Source organism: Pelagicoccus mobilis (assembly GCF_016595505.1).
Classification (GTDB): domain Bacteria; phylum Verrucomicrobiota; class Verrucomicrobiia; order Opitutales; family Opitutaceae; genus Pelagicoccus; species Pelagicoccus mobilis.
Map to the genome: position 1 here is coordinate 50,400 of NZ_JAENIL010000028.1, position 19,746 is coordinate 70,145.

General features: G+C 56.3%; 15 protein-coding genes. 5 read left to right on the forward strand and 10 right to left on the reverse strand.

Going from position 1 to position 19,746, the window contains the following annotated elements:
* Positions 1-33: 33 nt before the first annotated feature.
* Positions 34-915 (forward strand): tetratricopeptide repeat protein, encoded by an 882-nt coding sequence (locus tag JIN87_RS15540; protein ID WP_200356506.1) that lies wholly within the window; start codon positions 34-36, stop codon positions 913-915.
* A gap of 64 nt (positions 916-979) precedes the next feature.
* Here JIN87_RS15540 and JIN87_RS15545 read toward each other — a convergent pair whose 3' ends face one another.
* The 5 genes from JIN87_RS15545 to JIN87_RS15565 all read right to left on the reverse strand — a co-directional run bounded on the left by JIN87_RS15545 (position 980) and on the right by JIN87_RS15565 (position 6,345).
* Positions 980-1,630, reverse strand: coding sequence for a DUF2959 domain-containing protein (locus JIN87_RS15545; RefSeq protein ID WP_200356507.1), 651 nt, complete (start codon positions 1,628-1,630; stop codon positions 980-982).
* 82 nt (positions 1,631-1,712) lie between these two features.
* Complete coding sequence (locus JIN87_RS15550) at positions 1,713-2,909, reverse strand: glycosyltransferase (protein WP_200356508.1); 1,197 nt, start codon at positions 2,907-2,909, stop codon at positions 1,713-1,715.
* A 144-nt stretch (positions 2,910-3,053) separates the two neighbouring features.
* Positions 3,054-4,160: a DNA polymerase III subunit delta gene (gene holA / locus JIN87_RS15555; RefSeq protein WP_200356509.1), complete on the reverse strand. Its 1,107-nt coding sequence runs from the start codon at positions 4,158-4,160 to the stop codon at positions 3,054-3,056.
* Positions 4,161-4,274: 114 nt separating this feature from the next.
* The gene (locus JIN87_RS15560; protein WP_200356510.1) at positions 4,275-5,933 is read right to left on the reverse strand and encodes an ABC1 kinase family protein; all 1,659 of its coding nucleotides are present in this window, start codon (positions 5,931-5,933) and stop codon (positions 4,275-4,277) included.
* An 82-nt stretch (positions 5,934-6,015) separates the two neighbouring features.
* Positions 6,016-6,345, reverse strand: a complete 330-nt coding sequence (locus JIN87_RS15565; protein WP_200356511.1) for a phasin family protein — start codon at positions 6,343-6,345, stop codon at positions 6,016-6,018.
* A gap of 105 nt (positions 6,346-6,450) precedes the next feature.
* Here JIN87_RS15565 and JIN87_RS15570 point away from each other — a divergent pair, with 105 nt between their 5' ends.
* The 3 genes from JIN87_RS15570 to JIN87_RS15580 all read left to right on the forward strand — a co-directional run bounded on the left by JIN87_RS15570 (position 6,451) and on the right by JIN87_RS15580 (position 8,780).
* Positions 6,451-6,936, forward strand: a complete 486-nt coding sequence (locus JIN87_RS15570) for a low molecular weight protein-tyrosine-phosphatase (RefSeq protein WP_234033437.1) — start codon at positions 6,451-6,453, stop codon at positions 6,934-6,936.
* A 61-nt stretch (positions 6,937-6,997) separates the two neighbouring features.
* The gene (locus JIN87_RS15575; RefSeq protein WP_200356512.1) at positions 6,998-7,867 is read left to right on the forward strand and encodes a fructosamine kinase family protein; all 870 of its coding nucleotides are present in this window, start codon (positions 6,998-7,000) and stop codon (positions 7,865-7,867) included.
* 124 nt (positions 7,868-7,991) lie between these two features.
* Positions 7,992-8,780, forward strand: a complete 789-nt coding sequence (locus JIN87_RS15580; RefSeq protein WP_200356513.1) for an undecaprenyl-diphosphate phosphatase — start codon at positions 7,992-7,994, stop codon at positions 8,778-8,780.
* Here JIN87_RS15580 and JIN87_RS15585 read toward each other — a convergent pair.
* A complete protein-coding gene (locus JIN87_RS15585) occupies positions 8,773-10,170 on the reverse strand; it encodes an MATE family efflux transporter (RefSeq protein WP_200356514.1) in 1,398 nt (465 codons plus the stop codon). The genes JIN87_RS15580 and JIN87_RS15585 overlap by 8 nt on opposite strands.
* 70 nt (positions 10,171-10,240) lie before the next feature.
* Complete coding sequence (locus JIN87_RS15590; RefSeq protein WP_200356515.1) at positions 10,241-10,930, reverse strand: hypothetical protein; 690 nt, start codon at positions 10,928-10,930, stop codon at positions 10,241-10,243.
* A 104-nt stretch (positions 10,931-11,034) separates the two neighbouring features.
* Between JIN87_RS15590 and purN the strand changes: the two genes are divergently transcribed.
* On the forward strand, positions 11,035-11,628 hold the full coding sequence (purN, locus tag JIN87_RS15595; RefSeq protein ID WP_200356516.1) for a phosphoribosylglycinamide formyltransferase: 594 nt from the start codon (positions 11,035-11,037) through the stop codon (positions 11,626-11,628).
* A gap of 52 nt (positions 11,629-11,680) precedes the next feature.
* On the opposite strand, the gene hflC is transcribed toward purN, so the two are convergent.
* The 3 genes from hflC to JIN87_RS15610 form a co-directional block, all read right to left on the reverse strand.
* A complete protein-coding gene (gene hflC, locus JIN87_RS15600) occupies positions 11,681-12,640 on the reverse strand; it encodes a protease modulator HflC (protein ID WP_200356517.1) in 960 nt (319 codons plus the stop codon).
* 22 nt (positions 12,641-12,662) lie between these two features.
* A complete protein-coding gene (gene hflK / locus JIN87_RS15605; RefSeq protein WP_345780798.1) occupies positions 12,663-13,601 on the reverse strand; it encodes an FtsH protease activity modulator HflK in 939 nt (312 codons plus the stop codon).
* A 122-nt stretch (positions 13,602-13,723) separates the two neighbouring features.
* Positions 13,724-19,576 (reverse strand): S8 family serine peptidase, encoded by a 5,853-nt coding sequence (locus JIN87_RS15610; RefSeq protein ID WP_200356519.1) that lies wholly within the window; start codon positions 19,574-19,576, stop codon positions 13,724-13,726.
* Positions 19,577-19,746: the final 170 nt, after the last annotated feature.

Sequence of the window (19,746 nt, forward strand, 5' to 3'; positions counted from 1 at the left end):
AACATTCCCGCAAACCACGGTCTAATTAAACCAGTGAAAAATCTACCCACTCTCCTAATCCTCGCCCTCGCCGCGACCCTACCCTTCACCGCCCAAGCGAAAAAGAAGAAGAAGAACGCCGAGGAACCCATCGAACAAACCAACCTCGCCGTCTACCTGCTCAAGCAACTCAACGAACGCGAAGAGGAAGCCTACGACCGCTACGAAACCGCAGTCGCCGAAGAAGACGTCGACCAGGTGCGCCGCGAACTCCAATCCATCATCAACGGCTACGAGAAACTCATCGCATCCTCGCCCGACTACGCCCCCGCCTACGTCTCCTACGGCCTCATGCTCAACCGCACCGGAAACCGCGACGCCGCAAACGCTATTTTCCTGAAAGCCGACGAGCTCGACCCCATGGTCCCAGTCGTCAAAAACCAACTCGGCAACTTCATGGCCGAAGAAGGCAAGTACACCGAGGCCCTCGGCTTCTTCATGCTCGCCCGCGACCTCGCCCCGGAGGAGGCCCTCTACCAGTACCAGATCGGCAACTTGCTCGTCGCCTACCGCAAATTCTTCGTGGGCGACGGCCTCTACGCCGCCGAAGAGATCGACGACCACATCATCAACCACTTCCAAAAAGCCTACCACCTCAATCCAGGCGAGATCTCCTACAAGATGCGCTACGCCCAAGCCTTCTTCGATGTCGACTACCCAGACTGGGAAACCGCCCTCGTCACTTGGCAAGAGCTCTACCGAGCCGCCGGGTCCGAATACGAAGAACAAGTCGTAAAACTCTACATCGCCCGCGTCCGCTTCGAGATGGGACACCATACCGCGGCACGCAAGCTCATCAAGCAGATCGACCACCCAAGTCTCGACGAGTCAAAAAAGTCACTGCTGGGCAGCATCAACGCCGAGTATCCACAGTAGACCTACAGGTAGGGCGTGACCGCCGGGCACGCCGCACGACCTAAAAAATCAGATGCCAGTAAAGCTACAGCCCTTCCGACCGCATCTGAGTCACGAAAGCGTTCGCCTCGTCGATCGAGGCTTCCATCTGCCTGATCAGCACCTCAACCTCGTCCTGCAAAGCGATCGATGTCTTGTTTAGGGCCGCGATCGCTCGAGCGTTCAAGTTGTGCTTGAGAAACAAAACCTGATCGCGAAACGCATTGAGCACCGGGTCCATCTTATCCGCAGCACCGTTCATGGTACGTATCAAATCTTCGGATAAGTCACGCGTCGACGCCAACTGGTTCTCGCTCACCTCCCGCAACTCCTGGCTCGTGTACTGATCCAGCTCCTCCTCCCATTCCCTGAAAAGCGCCTTGGAAACCTCCTCGATCGCTTCGATCCGGCTCCGCACCGCCTTCGCCTTCGATTCACTATCATCAAACGCCGTCTGCAAGCGATCGTACGTGGATTTCAGCTCCCCGACATCCACTTCCGAAACCGCCAGAAACTCCTCAAACGCGCTTTCAAACTGCTCCTTAGCCTCCTCCTGCGCTTCCCGAGCATCCTCCACTCGATCCACCAAGATGTCACGCTTGTGAACCCCAAACTTCTCCATCGCCCCGTAATAAGCGCTCTGGCACGAGCACAACAGCAGACAAACAAGGGTAACAGCAAAAGGCAGAGTCTTCATACAAATACGAAGCTAGCCACCCACTCGCATCCCCACAACCCCAAAGGTAGAGGCCGTTGTCCCCAACGGCCACTTTGCAGGATCAAATCTCAGCTAACTTCTCCCGAACCACCCGCTGGTAGATCGACTCCAGCTCGTCACCGACATGCTCCATATCGTGCGTCGCCGCCGTATCCAAAGAAGCCTGACGCATCCGATCGAGCAGATCCCGATCCTCCATCAAGCGCGACATCGCTCCCGCCATATCCGCAACATCGTCCGGCTCGAAAATGAGCCCGTTGTAGTCGTGGTCCACCAGCTCCGGAATCCCCTTCGCTCGCGGTCCCACCAACGGCAAGCCAAAGGCCAACGCCTCCAGAATGCTCACCGGCTGATTCTCCGTCTTGCTCGCCGTTATGAACACGTCGCCGAGCAAAGGATAGTTCTCCTCCATCAAGACATCCCGCTCGATCCGACCCGTGCGAATCACCGCAGCACCGATCCCGAGTTCGGAAATCTTAGCGTCCACGTCCGCATCGCCAGGCCCATTGCCCACCAATACGAACTTCACCTTCGAATTCAGCTTAAGCGTCTCCGCAAACGCCTCCAAAGCCACCTCGAGAGACTTCTCCGGAGAAACCCGGCCAATGTAGATAAACGCGAAATCCTCAATCCCCAGCGACTTCCGAAACGCCTTGATCTCATCCTCCGATCGCATCCGAACCCGCTCGATCCCATTCGAAAGCACAGTCGCCGGACTCGACATCCCACGCGCCACCAAATGATCCCGCACCGACTTCGAAGGGCTCACCACATGGGCGCAGCGATTGAAGAACCCAACCGAATACTTCCACATCGCCTTCTGCGTCCACTCGAACGACGGAAGATAAAACTGCCTCAAGTAGTCCGGTTCCGCAAAGAACGTATGAAACGTGCCCACCACCGGCACATTCTTCCAGCGAGCCAGAAACATGCCTTCCAGACCACAGCCAAACTCCGTGTGCACATGCACCAAATCCGGCGGGTCCTCGCGCAAACGGCGATACGAATAAAGGAACAAAGGAGCCGACCAACGGAGCTTAGGAATGTGAACCGTCGGCACCGAAAACGGCAGCCCATACACGCTCACTTTCTCGTCCAACCCCGGAACCGTTTCGAAAGAGTCTGCCTTGCTCGGCCTCGGGTGAAAAATACTGACGTTGTGCCCACGTCGAGTCAGCTCGTTCGCCTGGTTCAAGACCGCTGAACTGACGCCGGAAATGTATGGCAGAAAACTATCTGTGAATAAGCAAACTCTCATAAGGGATCAAGGATCCTCAGGCTCCGTAGGGGGCTCCGGAAACAAAGTCGCAAAGGCTGCCAGCGCCCCCGAAACCCGGCAAGCCCGAATCCCCCACGACACGCCTACGCCATAAATTCTCCGTCAAAGCGCAGCCAAATGGAATCACGCCAGACAACGGATCGCCATCGCCCGCAATGCCTCTTCCTGCTCGTTGGGCCGATCCACGATTTCCTCGAACGCCTTGATAAACTCGAGCTGGTGATCGATCAGGGCCTTGAGAGCAGGGAACTTTCCGCTCCCGATCAGCTTGCCCATGTACCACAGGTTTTGCGTGAAAACGTTAAATCCGCTCTTCGTGCTCAGACCATCGTAGAACGAAGCATACTTGGCAGCCGCCCGCTCGAAAGTCGGTTTGCTGATGCCTCGCCCACCCGCCTGGATTTCCCCGCCGTCAATCAGAGAGCGAAGCTGAATCAGCAGACGGTTGCGGTTCTGCAAAGAGGCGATCACCGGACGCGCGTCGTTACCCGCAAAGAAATGCCGCCTCAGAGCAGAAAGCGTCCAATTGATGTCGCGGGCAAAAAACGCTTCGGTCGTCTCGAAGAAGTCCCCTTCGCCAAAGTTCGGCGTCAGCTCCTCGATCAGCTTGCTCGTGATCTGAGCGCCTGGCTCGCCAAGATAAGTCCCTAGCTTGCGCACCTCCTCGATCAGCAGACGCGAGTTCCCGTTCACCTTGCTGATCAACACTTCCACCGCGTCCCGAGCAATCGTCACCTGCATCGACTCGCACTCGCGATTCATCGCCGCGACCAATGTCTCAACACCGCCCCCCTTCGAGTCCATGCCGCCCGAAGGACGATAGTCGCCCGTCTTCTCCAAAAACTTGGCAAAACGCTTCCGGCGATCCACTGGAGAAGCGGAAATCAGCACGCCCACCTCATCCGGATTGATCCCCTCCAAAATCTCCTGCAGGTCCTCGCACAGCTTTACCGTGCCCTCCGCACGCCCCGTCTGGTTGTCAGCGACAAAAGTCACATCCTTAAGCCAAACCACTCGTCGACCGCCAAATAGGCCCAGCGTCTGCGTCGCCTCGCGAAACCGACTCACCGCTTCCGCCACATCGTCGACCTTCCCAGCCTGACCGCTGATCACCTCGATCGAAAAGTCGTCCGTAACGTCCTGCTTCAGCTCAGCCCAGATATCCTTCGCCATTCGACTGGCAAGATAATCGTCCGGACCGGAAACATAGATGAAAGGAGCGCTAGACATGCCGCCAACAAAGCCCAGCCCGCCCCACTAGAAAAGCAAAAACTCTCAAAAGGTAGCGGTCATCGCCCCCGATGACCAATCGCACCAGCAGAACCTAGAGCCAACATAGCCAAATCACTTCGGTCGACCCCTCAAAATGTCAAAGGCCACGTACAAGCCCAACAACAGAGACAAGACATACCCCACGATCCCTAGTATCGGAAATCCAAATACAATTGGCGGCGTATTCGACGTCACGATCAATGACGACCCCACCAGTAAACACCCGATAATGATCCCTAGCGTTATCTTGTTGCTCGCATCGCTAATCGTATCGTCCAGTTCATCGAGTCCTCGATGCTGCAGATTGATCTTAAGATTATCCTTCTCGACCTTCTTCAGGATCCTCAACGCTTCCTCAGGAATCGACTGCAACTGATCCAACCCAAGCAGCAGACTATCACGCAACTCCGACGCCACCCGCTTCGGATTGCGACGATGCTGTATCAGCTCTCTAAGGACAGGCTCAAATTCACCCTTTAAATTGTACGTCTCGTCTAGCGAAACCCCAGTCTCCTCCACGCAAAGGATCGCCTTCGCCATCAACGAGTAATCCCGAGCCAGATCAACCCCGTTTCGCCCGAACACGTACAGCAAGCGCAAGATCGCACGCCCCACATCCCCCTCACCCGTCTCCGGATTGTAGTGCTCCCGGATCGCCAGATTCACATCCCGCTCCATCTGCCGCCGATCGATCGACTCGCCCGTGTCAGCCAAGTTCATAGCGATCCGCGTCACCCGCTCCGCATCCGCCTTCACGAAAGCCATAAACAAATCGACCAACCCGTAGCGCATCCGCTGCGTCAACTGCCCAGTCATGCCCCAATCGAGGAAGCAGAGCTTCCCGTCCTCCAACACCCTCAAATTCCCCGCATGCGGATCCGCGTGGAAATAGCCGTTGATCATGATCTGGTGAAACATCGAACGCGACCCCACCTTAGACAAATGGCGAGCCTCCTCACTCCCCGCTTCCACGTCCTCCAACTTACGCCCCTCGATCCACTCCATCACCAAGACCCGTCGCGAACACGCCTCCTCGAAAATTTCTGGAGCCTTCACCTCATCCGGATACTGGTTCCGCTTGGAGAAAAACGCCAAGCTCCGAGCCTCTCTCCGAAAATCGAGCTCCCGTTCCAATCCCTCCCGCATGGCCTCGATCACATCCGGAAGATTGAGTGGCCGCAAATCCTCGATCCGCTCATGCGCCTGCCGAGCCAACCAAAAGAGAATATCGAAATCCGCATCGATCACCTTCTCCAGTCCCGGCCTTTGAATCTTCACCGCCACCTGCTCCCCATTGCTCAGCAAGCGAGCCCGGTGCACCTGAGCCATCGACGCGCCAGCCATCGCCTCTTCCTCAAATTCAGAAAAGACCGCTCCCATGTCCCGCCCCAAACCTTCCTCCAAAATCGGTCGTATCTGATCGAAGGATACCGGAGGCACCGCTTCCTGAAGCTTCCTCAGCTCCTTGATCAACGCCTCCGGCACCATATCCGGACGCATGCTCAGAAGCTGGCCAAACTTAATAAAGGTCGGCCCCAACTCCTCCATCACCAGACGAATCCGCTCCCACTGGCTACGACGCTCAGGAGCGATCTTCCCCAACGCGCTCATAAGCCGCGGAGGCAAATCCATCTTTTGCAGCAAGTCCGCGAAACCATTGCGCGCTAGCACAGTGATGATCTCTTTCGCGCGAACCGCGTTGGTAATAAATTCAAGAGGCTTCAGTGCCATGCTAGGTCAAACAGGTGGGGACACACACATCCAGCCGCGGACCCGAGGTCTGCGGCCAGACAAGAGAGGGATTCGAAAACGCTTACTCTGCAACCTCGGCTGGCTGCTTGGACTCAAGCTCCGCAAGGCGAGACTCCAGATCGGAAACCTTCGTCTCCAAGCTTTCAATACGCTCCGCCTGCCCACGCCCAAGCTTCTTCAACATAGAGTCGAGCCGATCCTCCAATGACTTGGAAGCCTCCTCGAACTCCTTCTTGCCATCGTCCGCCAACTTCTTCGCAGCATCCTTGGCATCGGTCGCCGACAGCTTCCCTTTTTCCACCAACTCGTTCAGGGCCTTTTCTGCCTTTTCCGTACTAATCGCCGCGGCTCCAACCCCAGCGAGCATCAGTTTCTTAATGGCATCAATCATAGTCTTCTAACTAATCACGATACAGCCCGACCCGCAACTGTAAAAGGGACTTCCTCAAAAACCATTTGCCCCCAGCCACCACCCCCGCTATCCCCTCATTCCAACATGGACCAACCGACCCCCATCTCCTCCATCCTCTTCGTCTGCATGGGCAACATCTGCCGCTCCCCATCCGGAGAGAACGTCATGCGAAAACTCCTCGACGACGCCGGCCTAGGCGACTCCATTCGCTGCGACTCCGCAGGCACCATCGGTTTCCACGTTGGCAATCCCCCCGACCCCCGCATGTCCCAAGCCGGACGCAATCGCGGCTACGCCATGACCGGCTCCGCACGCAAGGTCACCCCTAGCGATCTCGACGAGTTCGACCTCATCCTCGCCATGGACAACGAGAACTTCGCAGACCTCGAGCGCCTCTCCACTCCCGCAAATCGCCACAAAGTGCGACGATTCTGCGAATTCTGCATCCAGTATCCCAATACCGAAGTCCCCGACCCCTACTACGGCGGAGCGCGAGGCTTCGAAATCGTCCTCGATCTCCTCGAAGACGGCTGCAAGCAAATCCTCAAGCAGATCAAAGAGCAACTATAGCATTTGCCGCCCAGAGCCATCGCAGCTCGCCAGTCCCTTCCGCCCGCAACGCCCCCCACCGTTGAGCGACCAGCAACTCATCGAAACAGCCCTTTCCGACACCAGCGGACTCCCCTTTCGCATCGCCTCCCAACGCGCTCTCGGCGGAGGCTGCATCAACGACGCCTACCGCCTCGAAGGAGAAGACGGACGCCCCTTTTTCGTCAAAGCCAACCAACTCGACTTTCACGACTCCTTCGCCGCTGAAGCCGCAGCCCTAAAAGAGCTTGCCGAAACAAATACCGTTCGCGTCCCCCAAGTCGTCGCTCAAATCCAAGGCAACAGCCAAGCGTACCTAATTCTCGAATACATCGATGCTCGCCCCTCGAGGACCGGAGACTGGCAAACCCTCGGACGCCAGCTCGCCCAGCTTCACGCCCTTCCCAAACCCTACTTCGGCTGGCACCGAGACAACCTCATCGGCGCCACTCCCCAGCCCAATCCGCAAACCTCCTCCTGGCTCGACTTCTTCGCAGAACACCGCCTCGAGCACCAGCTCTCCCTCTGCCAAAGCCGCGGCTACAAGCTCCCCCTCGCCGCCGAACTACTAAAAGAGCTCCCCACCCTCCTCGCCGATCACAATGTAGCTCCAAGCTTGCTGCACGGCGACCTCTGGTCCGGCAACGCCGCCTTCGACAGCGCCGGCTCCCCATTCATCTTCGATCCCGGCAGCTACTACGGCGATCGCGAGGCCGACCTCGCCTTCACCGAGTTCTTCGGAGGGTTCCCGCCCGAGTTCTACCAAGCCTACAACGCAGAATTCCCCCTCGCCCCCGGATACAGCCGCCGCAAGACCCTCTACAACCTCTACCACTGCCTGAACCACCTCTACCTCTTTGGCGCGAGCTACGCCCACCAAGCCGAGCAAATGACCCGCCAACTCCTTGATTAAGTCACTAGCGATTCAGGCCGTTGGAGAACCAGAAAACGAATCCCTTTTCGGCTCAAAGCTTGCTCCCGCCATCAAGCAAGGTCACCTACAGCCTAAAACCAATCCACCTAAAGCCTAAGCAAACATGTCCCTCCTCGAAGCCATCCTCCTAGGCATCATCCAAGGCCTCACCGAATTCCTCCCCGTAAGCAGCAGCGGACACCTCGAGCTCGGCAAAGCCATCCTTGGCATCGAAACCACCGAAGACGTCACCTTCACCGTGGTCGTACACGGAGCCACCGTCCTCTCAACCATCGTCATTTTCTGGCGAGACATCCTCGACCTCCTAAAAGGCCTCTTCACCGCAGACTGGAACGAGTCCAAGAAGTACATCGCCATGATCGGCGTCTCCGCCATCCCCGTCGTGATCGTCGGGCTCTTCTTCAAGGAAGAAGTCGAGAGCCTCTTCACCGGAAACGTGCTGCTCGTCGGTTGCATGCTGCTCATCACCGGCGCCCTGCTCTCCTTCACCTACTACGCCCCCAAACAAGGCGGCCCCGTCACTTTCAAAAAAGCCCTCATCATCGGCCTCTCCCAAGCCATCGCCGTCATGCCCGGCATTTCCCGCTCCGGCTCCACCATCGCCACCGGACTCCTCCTCGGCGTGGAAAAAGCCAAGGTCGCCCGCTTTTCCTTCCTCATGGTTCTCATCCCCATCCTCGGAGCCAACTGCAAGGACATCCTCGACGGCGGCATGGCCAATAGCGTCGTCGCCCCCATCCCCCTCATCGCCGGCGCCATCGCCGCCTTCGTCTCAGGCGTGCTCGCCTGCAAATGGATGATCACCATCGTCACCCGCGGTAAACTCATCTACTTCGCCTACTACTGCTTCGCAGCTGGAGCGATTGCGATCAGCGCCCATTTCATCATCTAACGGAGCCCTTGGGAGCGTGCTTGTCACGCGATAGATCGCGTCTGCCAGGCGAAAATAACTCACTCCCTAGCCCCAAATGTGGTCGCGAAACAAAATACGCGTGTACACCTGAAACAAGATTTCCGATCGCGATTCCAGCAACCAGACCGGCAAATCCCCAGAATTTCGCTCCAAGGTAACAAAGGGGCATTATCAGAAAAAACACCCGCACCACACTGATCACCATCACCGGTCGCGGCTTCCCCACCACATTCAACATCTGACTGAGCCAAGTGCTGCTATGCAGGCCAACATGCCCTAGGGACGCCACGATCAGATAGAGCGAACTCTGCCTGACCACCTCCGCCTCCACGCTGAACAAACCCGAAACCGGAGTCGCCAAGGGTAGCAGTATCAAAAACGTCAACGCCGCGTACAGCCAAGCGAACCGCAGCGTGATTTGCCGCGTTTCTCGCACCCGGTCCATCGCTCGAGCCCCGTAGTTCTGCCCCACAAAAGGGACCAAGGCGATCCCGTACCCATAAGCCAATATAAACAAAAACGCTTCCACCCGAGTGCCGGTGGCCATCGCGGCCACCGCTTCCGCGCCCCCCACGCCGGCCGCCACTCGGATGTAGAACCCCTGCGCCAGCGGACCTAAGACCTGATTCAACGACGCCGGCACCCCCAGCCGGAGGATCTCCATCCAGGATCGCGCCAACTCACCCAAGCTGGGCACGTTCCAATCAATCAAGCGGTGGCTGAAGTGCAGAAAATACAAAGACGCCACCATGCCAACCGAGCGTGCGATCAGAGTAGCGATCGCAGCCCCCTCAAGCCCCATCGCCGGTACCGGCCCAAAGCCGAAAATGAGAATCGGATCCAGCACGATGTTCAATGCCGCGCAGATGCACATCACATACATCGGGCGCTTCACATCCCCCGCCGCTCGCAAGCAGCTGTCGCTCACCGGCGGCATGATCGAGAACACCGCCCCCAGAAACCAAACCGACATGTACTCCCCTACCAGATCCAAGATCCGCCCCTTCGCCCCCAGAGCCGAGAACAAAGGATCTATCGAGAAATAACCAGCCACACTCACCACCAGCGTCCCCGCGATCGTCAAAACGAGACCTCCGGAAACCGCCCGCCGCGCCAGCCCTACATTGCCCGCGCCCAAGGCCCGCGTGATGATCGAAGCAGACCCCGCCGAGAACCCGATCGACAAGGTGCCCACTACCATCACCACCGAAAAGGTAAATCCCATGGCAGCGAGTTCCTCCGTCCCCAAACGCGATACGTACCAAGTATCTGTCAGATTGAAGACCATGATCGCCAACATCCCACCAATGCTCGGAATCGTCAGACGCCTCAAATGACCAGAGACACTACCTTTTAAGAGCTCACTCATTCAAAAGGCGGCAACATGCTGCACCTTCACCGCCTCGTCCAGCCATCACGTTTTATTTGACCCAATCCGCCTACACACGTCCTCGGCGCGCCGCAATTCGCTCCAAATACGCCAACTTCGCCTCGTCCCGACTCCTCAGTCGCTTCGCCTCACGCTCCAATCTCAAATGATCTCCCTCCCTCACCAAACATCCCCAGCCAAGCGGCACCTCGTCCATCCGTCGCAAGACCCCTTCCTCTACCAGCAAATAGCAAAAATTCGCTGAGCCATAGCGGGCGATTCTCGAAAACTTCACCCCACTCTCCAACTTCCGCTCAAGCAGGGCCAACCGCGCCACCAAACGCCGCCATCTCTCATGCCGCAAGTCGCCAAAATCATACTCGTCGTATTCGCAAAATAAAGAAATCCCCCGGCGACTCTCAGGCAGATGCACGCGCAACAACTCCCTCAAAACCATAACCTCCTCGGTCAAGGCAGCACGCTCCCCCTCCACCTCATCTTCCCCCCCTGCGTCCCTCAGGAAATCCGCCCGACTCTGCTTGCACTCCAAGGCGAAACTCTCGCCAAAGACTCCCAGCCGCCCGGAAGAACGGTAGCCTGCCACATCCACCCGATAAGCCGACATCGGTAGACGTACTTCCGTCGCCACCGCCCGGCAGCCCTCGAGGCGAAGCCACTCCACGCCTAGAGATTTCAACTCCCGATGCCGCCTCGACTCCCCACCCTTGACCTTCGCCGCCAAAACCTCATCTCCATTCATCCCGCAAACTACCAGCCAGCCTCAGACATTCACCGCCATACCCCGCGCAAACCTCCCCATTTCGCACTTCCCTCTTCACTTTTTCACCTCCACCTTCTCCTCCCATGAAACTCGGATTCCTTGCCTCCCACGGCGGCTCAAACATGCAAGCCATCCTCGACGCCTGCGCCAGCGGCCAGATCGCCGCCACCCCAGCCCTCCTCGTCTGCAACAACCCCGGAGCCACCGCCATCGAACGAGCTCAAAACGCAGGCATGCCCTCCCGCGTCCTCAACGGCAAGACCCACCCCGAATTCGCAGAGCTCGACCAAGCCATCTTTCAAGCCCTCCAACAAGCAGGCGTAGAACTCGTAATTCTAGCTGGATACATGAAGAAGATCGGCCCGGCCGTCCTTTCCGGCTACCGCAACCGAATCCTCAATATCCATCCCGCCCTTCTTCCCAAATTCGGCGGCAAAGGCATGTACGGCATGCACGTCCACCGAGCAGTGCTCGAAGCGCGCGAAAGCGAGAGCGGCGCCACCGTCCACCTCATCGATCAAGTCTACGACGAAGGCCCCATTCTCCAACAAGCCAGCGTTCCCGTCCTTGCCGACGACACACCCGAAACCCTCCAAGCTCGAGTCCTTGAGCAAGAGCACAAGCTCTACCCCGACACCATCGCCAAAGTCGTCACCGGAGAAATCCCGCTCCCATAAAAAGACCCGCCAAAAACGGCGGGCCTACAAATTACGCGTAACTGACTAGCAACTACCTCAGATCGATGTCCTTCAAGTATTTGAAGAGCTCGCTATCCGTTGTCAGGATCAGAGTCGTATCACCTTGCAACACCGACTCGTAGGCTTCGAGCGACTTGATAAACTCGTAGAACTCGATCGCAGCTGACGACTGGTTGTAAGCATTCGCATAGATCTCCGTGGCTTTCGCATCGGCATCACCGCGGATCTGCAAGACCTGACGGTACGCTTCAGACTCAATCTCCTGCAAGTCACGACCACGCTTACCATTGATCTTCGCCGCTTCACCCGCACCCTCGGAACGGAACCGTTCCGCAATCTGCTGACGCTCGGAGATCATACGCTGGAAAATGCTTCGCTGTACCGTATCACGATAGTTAACACGCTTAAAACGAATATCCAGTAACTCGATACCAAGTTCGGTCAGCTCCTTCGCAGCCGACTCAAAGATCTCCTGCTCAACCGCAACACGGCCCTTTTCGATATCCGGCAAGGTTCCGATACGACTCGAAGCCCCCTCCAAGCTATCATCGACCTGCGGTACGCGACCTTGCGTCGAACGGATCACCTCTACCAGAGCGTTATTCGCAATCGCGTCCTTGGTCGCAGATCCAAGGATTCCGTCCAATCGAGACTGAGCGCTACGCTCATCACGCAAACGCAGGAAGAACTGCTTCGGATCAGCGATCCTCCAACGACCAAACGTATCCACCTCGATATAGGTCTTATCCTTGGTCGTCATTTCCGTCGCACGACCATCCCAATCCAGTATTCGCTTTTCGATTACATTAGGCGTCTGCACAAACGGAATCTTGAAATGCAGTCCCGCTTCCGTCACAGGATCTCCGACCACTTGACCGAATTGGGTGATGATCACCTGCTCGGTCTCTTTAACCGTATAAACGGAATTATATCCAACCGCGAGGGCTACGAGAAGGATCAATATCGCAAAAAATTGAGCTATCTGTTTCATCTGCTTATTCTCCTTATCGAAATTACTGGTTCTGGTTCAGCTGCAACAATGGCAGCACCGAGCTAGCGTCGCTATCGAGCACGATCTTCTTGTCGATCCCCGACACGACTTTCTGCATTGTCTCCAGATAGATACGGCGTTTCGTCACCTCCGGAGCCTTCACATACTCCACGAGCATCGCCTCAAAACGAGCCACATCACCTTCCGCTTCATTCACGCGCTTAAGAGCATAACCTTCCGCTTCCTGGATCGATTGGTTCGCAAGACCACGAGCTCGCGGGATCACCTTGTTGTATTCACCATTCGCGACATTGATCAGGTTTTCACGCTCCTGCTGTGCCTGGTTCACTTCATTGAAGGACGGGCGGACCTGATCCGGCGGGTTCACGTTCTGCAACTCCACCAAATCGATACGGAGCCCGAGCTCGTACTTATCCACCAAGTTCTGCATCATTTCCAAAGCCACGATCGAAATTTCCTGACGCCCAATCGTGATCACCTCGTCAACCGTGCGGTCACCCACGACAGTACGCATCACCGACTCGGAAATGTCCCGCAAGGTATCTTCCGGATCGCGCACCTTGAATAGAAACTGCTTCGGGTCCTCGATTCTGTATTGAAGATTCCACTCCACTGACGCGGCATTCAAATCGCCCGTTACCATGCTACGTTCCGCAGATTGCTCGGAACGGCTCCGAGCGTACTGACTCGGATTCGTCGCGCCCGAAGAACCAAAACCGAACTCCTGCTTGAGCTGACGCTGAACCGGCACCACCAATACAGAATCCACGCCAAAAGGCAGCTTAAACTGCAGTCCCGGATCCTTCGTCTCGAGATACTCGCCGAAGCGCAACACCACTCCCTGCGACTCCGCAGGAACAGTGTAGACACTCGAAAAACCGGCCCACACTAGGAGCGCCAAAATCACGACTCCGAAGATTCCTCCGAACTGGCCCTTCATATTCTTAAAGCCATCCGGAACATTGATTTCTATTCTTTCCGCCATATCCTTGCATACTCTAGGCGGGCATAGACGTGGCAACGAATTTCCGGAGAAACCGTCAGAATATTCGACCCGCTCAGCTAGTCCACCAAGTCGAAATACACAGCCACCCTCACGAACAAAGAGCTGCCGCGATCTTCATCATCGATCGGAGACAGCAAGACAGAGCTTTCATCCCCGCCTTCTCCAAGCAGCAACACGGATTCCATCGGATACCACACCTCCAAATCCTCGCTAATCTCCAACCCGACGCGCGCATCACGCGCCGCTAAATTGAGATCAAAATCAAGCAACGCCTGCAACGAACCATCATCTTCGATAATCTTTGGACTAGGGTAATCATCGATAGAAGTCGGATCCAAGCGAAGCAAATACTCGACCCCGTTCGCCACACCATCTCCATCAGCATCAGCCTCTCTTCTCCTGCCTTCCTCTGGAACTTCACTCCCCGCAAACGCGTCCTCAACCCAACTGCCATATCCGTTCGTTGCATCTTCAGAAAACCTGAAGTTGTCCACCCACGCCTGTCCCCCCGGAAACGCGTCGCCTCCAAAGCTCGTCAAGCTCACGCGAAACGGATACACCGCCTCCTCGGGAAGCTCCAAGCTAAAGGACCTCCACCGATCGCCGGAATATACGCCCCCCACTAACGTGTCATAGATATAACAATACAGCTTCTCCTCGTTCCTTGATGCAGCCAGACGCCAATCGAACTTGAACACCCCCGGACCTTTCACCTGAAAATATAAATCCGAACTCTCACCTCTTGATACACCTTCCACCGCTAGGAGCGGACCCGAATTCGCCAATCCCTCTTCCTCTCGGCTCCAAAGCGTCTCGCCCTCCAAAGAGAAAGCGCCCCGACGAACCACTTCAGCTCCATACCCCTCTTCCATCAGACCAAGCTCATTCTCTCGCGTAAACACTTCACCATGCGAGTTCCAGGCTCGCAAACGATACTTCCCCCGATTGGAGAATGAAGATTTTAGCTGGAGGCTAGGCTGATTCGCCCCAGCCAAAGCCACCTCGTCACGGTACCATTGATAACTCAACCCCGTGCCAGATACGCGTGGTTCCAACAATACATCCAATCCGTACAAGGCCACAACATCCGCCAAATCGTCATAAACAACTGGATACCGAACGAGCTCAAAGTCATCGAGCAAGACCTCCATCGATCCACCCAACTCCGTGTCCCCCATTAAAACCGAAAAGACCAGACTCTTTAGCGGAGCCTCCGCATCGATTGGCACAACAACCTCTTGCCAATCGGTATTCTCAAAAAACTTGAACACCTTCCCCTTAGGTTGCGTTACCTCAACATAGGATCGCTCAGCTTGTCCCTCGATTTTTATTCGAAAACGCAACGCGGACGCCGATCCCGCCGCCCCATCAAGATCAAGCCAGAGACTGCTCAAACCAGACGCCCGATCCGCTTCAAACGCCAAGGCCTCTCCACCATCCCAGCCAGCCCCCGCTTGAGGAATCCACAAATCCATCCCACTTGAAAAACGTCCGAAGTCCACTCCCACCGCTTCATAAAACCCTTGAATAACTTCCACTCGGGCCAACTCCGACCGAGCAGTACCACCAGATGGAACTGTCGCTTCACAATAATAAAAACCGTCATCCACCTCAACAAGTGATTCAATTCTGAATACAGACTCACCTGCACCTGAAACCGGAGTACCATCCTCTCGATACCACTGAAAGCTAACGCCTCCCTCCTCAAAGAGCTCAACAGATAGCTCCACCGCCTCGCCCTCCAGGGCACGCACATTAGACGGATGCCGGACAAATACGGGATCAGAGGTCACATAAGCTCCACTCAAAACACCAAATTGAGACCGCCCCAAGAAATCTTCGGCAGCAAGGAAGTCTAGCGATAGCAGATGCTCTCCCTCGTCCAACGCGATATGGAATCGAGCGTACTCGAGCTCATCGAACTCTCCACTCCGCGTCACGACCCCATCCACAGCTGCCCCGTCAACCGCAATTTCCAGACTCGGACAACAGACAGACGAACGCATCGCCACACTCAACACCAGAACCCCAGGCCCCGAAGCCGTCCCCTCCAGCCTACGACTCTCACCTCCAATAGCCGGGCGACTACGCAACTGAAAAGCATCACCCTCGCGCTTCCAGACCTCCCAATCACTGTCTTTATCAAGATCGAACAACACCGTTCCCTCGCCAAAAATACCTGAAGCATCCTCCAAATAATCCACCTCCGCCACTTCACTCACCGCCTTGCCATGAGCATTCTCAACCTCGACCCAATAGCGGCCCACTAGCTCTAGACCGTTCCCATTTGGTGAATACACATTCGACTCCGCTCCCCCAACAAGAATCTCGTCCTTGAACCACTGAAAGCTGACAGGCTCCTCTCCAAACGCATCGACAGCCAGGCTCAACGACTCCCCCTCAAGCAGAACCCTCGACTCAGGCTGCGAATAGAGCACCGGCGTCTGAGACAATTCCACCTGATCCAACCAAATTCTGCATCCCAGCTCATTGCGGATCCTAAACTCCAACGAGTGACTCCCCTCCGGAATCTTCACAAACACCCGACGCCAATCCGACTCATCCCTCAGCTCCACCTGTAGTTCGTCATCCAAATACAGAGACACTCCAGAAAACCCAGTCGCCCCAGCCTGTTTCCAATACACGCTGAAGTTCGCCGGCCCCACCACCTCAGTCTTCATTCCATGAAACTGAGGCAACAAGCTATTAACCGGCGACGTCTGCAACGCGTCCTCGCCGTCAAAGCTCACATCGCCTTGGGAGAACAAATAATGAGCGCCCGACAAATCCCACTCCGAGCCCGGAAATTCCAACGCCTCCGCTAGATCGCCCACCACCACGACATCCGCCCATTCGCTCCACGTTTGTCCCTGAGCATTCGAAACCAACACTCGATACCCACCGGAATCACCCGCTTCCGCAGCTTTTTCAAAGACCTGCTCCGTCGCTCCCGCAATCGCCTCCCCATCACTATACCACTGAAACGAATAAGGCTGTCCTCCTTCCGCAACTACAGACAAACGAAACGCATCGCCAGATTGCCAGTAGCCGCCAATCGGTTGCTTAACAATCTCCGGCTTCAAAACGAAATCCTCGATCGATAGCACCGCCACCTCCGACTCAACCGGCTCGTCCGTATGCGCATTGCCAACACGCAAAAAATACTCCCCGGCATCACTCGTATCCAAATTGTCGATAAACAGCCGAGAACCGACTGCTCCGACAAGGGGCAATCCATTCTTGTACCATTGATACCCGATCGGCAACGCCCCCTCTACCACAGCGCTGAACAGTACCGACTCCCCGCTTCTCCGCGTTTGATCAACTGGAGACGTCAGAATCGAAACAGGCACCTCCTCAATTCGCACCCTCGCCCGAGCGCTCTCCACCTCTCCATGAGCATTCGAAACCACTACGCGATAGACGCCATCGTCCTCCGCCTGCACGCCGAACAACACGAGCAAATCCGATTCCTCCCCCTCAATCGCTTCCCCCTCAAAAAACCATTGATACTCTAGAGACTCCCCCAACGCCTCCACCCCCAAGGCGTGATGCTCGCCAGGCCCAACGATCGCGCTCTCCGGATTCCGCACAATCACCGGTGCGCTGTCAGCAAGCGATTCAAACAAAAATCCATCCAAAAACAAAGCGTCCTGCCCCATCGAACGTGAGCCATCCTTTTCATACACCCACTCAAACTCATAGTCGCGCGACTCCCCGAGCTCGATCGAAACCCGCTCCCAGTTATCCTCAGTGCTCAACAACTTCTCTTGCACCCCGTCGATCCGAAGCACCCCACGATCCCACAACGGTTCCGACGACAGCCTCCAATAAAAGCTGACCACCCCCGGACCTTGCACCCGCGTCCGCAACACCGAACGCTCCGAATCCCCAATCGCGCCCGAGCGAATGGAACTCCCTCCAGTAACCGAGTCCGAGAAATACGCGCTCCACCCCTCGTCACCCAAACTGAAAAAGTCCCTCCCAACCGCATCGAACGCCTCCGCCAAGCTGGGATCAGGATCCACCACACTGACAGAAAACAGAGCCATCGCTACGCCATCCCCGTTTTCGACCTCCACCCGATAGTCGCCGACATCCTCCGTATTCGCATTTTCTATACTGAGAAAGCTATCTGCCGCCCCATCCAAAAGACTCCCATTTCGAAACCACCGAAACATAACCTCAGCCTCACTCTCCACCTCTACCGCGACGCTTAACGCGTTTCCTCGATTCACAACGTATTCAGACTCTGGGCGAACCACAAACTCAGGCGGAAAGGGAGCATCCACCAGGTCCAGAGCCTTCCGCGCCGAGACCATTCCTCCCACACTCACCTTGCTCAGCAACGAATCAAACGGTTTCGATCCATACTTCAGCCGATTCACCGTTTCGCGGAGGGTAGCCTCAGGAAATTCGGCCTGCAACAAGGCAGCCACCCCGCTGACATGAGGAGCAGCCATAGACGTTCCGTCGATCGACTTGTACGCATCCTCCTCGCCAAACCAGGTCGACAAAATGGAAACTCCAGGAGCGGCGACATCCACGCTCCTCAAGCCATAATTGGAAAACACAGCCAACTCCCCATCTCGATCGACTGCGGAAACGGCGATAACATTCCCTAGTTCATACCCTCCCGGATAATCGACTTCCTCATCCGTATCCACCCCCGAATTACCTGAAGCAACAACAAACACGACCCCACTTTCTTCTGCCACCGCGATCGCATCGAACATAGCCTGCGAATAACTACCCCCACCCCAGCTATTGTTAAGAACCGTTGCTCCCATCGTCACCGCATAGTCAATACACTCGATCGCATCAGACAAAGCCCCAGAACCCTCGCTCGAAATAAACTTCAACCCCATCAAGCGCGTAGACCACGCAACTCCCACAACCCCTAACCCATTGTCGCCCTCCGCCCCGATCGTTCCCGCACAGTGGCTGCCGTGACCGTTGTCATCGAGAGGATCTCCAGAACCATCAACCGCATTGATACCGTACACGTCATCGACATACCCATTCCCATCATCATCCAAACCATTGCCGGGCACCTCCGTCTCATTCACCCAAAGATTACCCCGCAAGTCTTGGTGCTCGTAGTTGATCCCGGAGTCGATCACCGCCACCACGACCTCCCCCGTACTCGTCCTCACATCCCACGCTTCGGGAGCATCGATGTCCACATCCTCGACTCCTCCTTGTTGTCCGAGATTGTTCAATCCCCAAAGCGACTCATCCAAATACGAAGCATCATCCGGCGACGCCGAAACATGAACAACGTAGTCAGGCTCCAAATACAAATAGTCCCGGCCTGCCACCATCCCCAAACCGCCATCCAGAGCCACCGCAAACGCCTCCAAATCAGCACTCGCCAGCTGCAGCTCATACAATCGTCCTCCCATCAACGCTCTCCCCAGCCGAGCGCCACGCTTCGCCAACTCCTCCTGCACCGTTTGAAAGTCAGCGTCATCCGAAAGCCGCACGATCATCCGATCCGCCGCCATTTCCTCGATCGCCAGCGTCCGCTCAGTAGCGGTCGACGGATCAATCAAAACCCTCCGCACCACTCGCACCGGGAAGGCCAAATCCTCCACCTCCAGCAACAATTCCCAACGTCCCTCGCCCATTCGCGTCCCCGCCACAAAGCGCTGATCCAGCACACGCCCCCTAGCCTCCAATCGACTCTCGACGGCCTTCTCCCTTTCGCCCGAACGCTCCGAAAAGCCCCGGCCCAAAGCCTCAACGCTTCCCTCTTCGACAAACCGCAGATTCGGAGCCTCCACGCGAGAAGCGACGACCTCGACATTCTCCGAAACCCCGCCCTGCTGCCTCAAGCCGATGACAACGCAAATCGCTCCCAGCAAAATGCAGCCCGCTATCATCCACCTTGTCTTAAGCCTATTCACCCTCAATCAGAAGCCTCGCACAGTCTGAACCCCAGCCCTGACGAGTCAACCTCCCCATCGGCACCCGCAACTCCCAATTTATCGAAAACCGATCCAAATGCGACAACTCCCCAGCCTCCCGACCAAACCCGTATTTATTTGCAACTCGATTGCGGCCCGGTATTCGCATG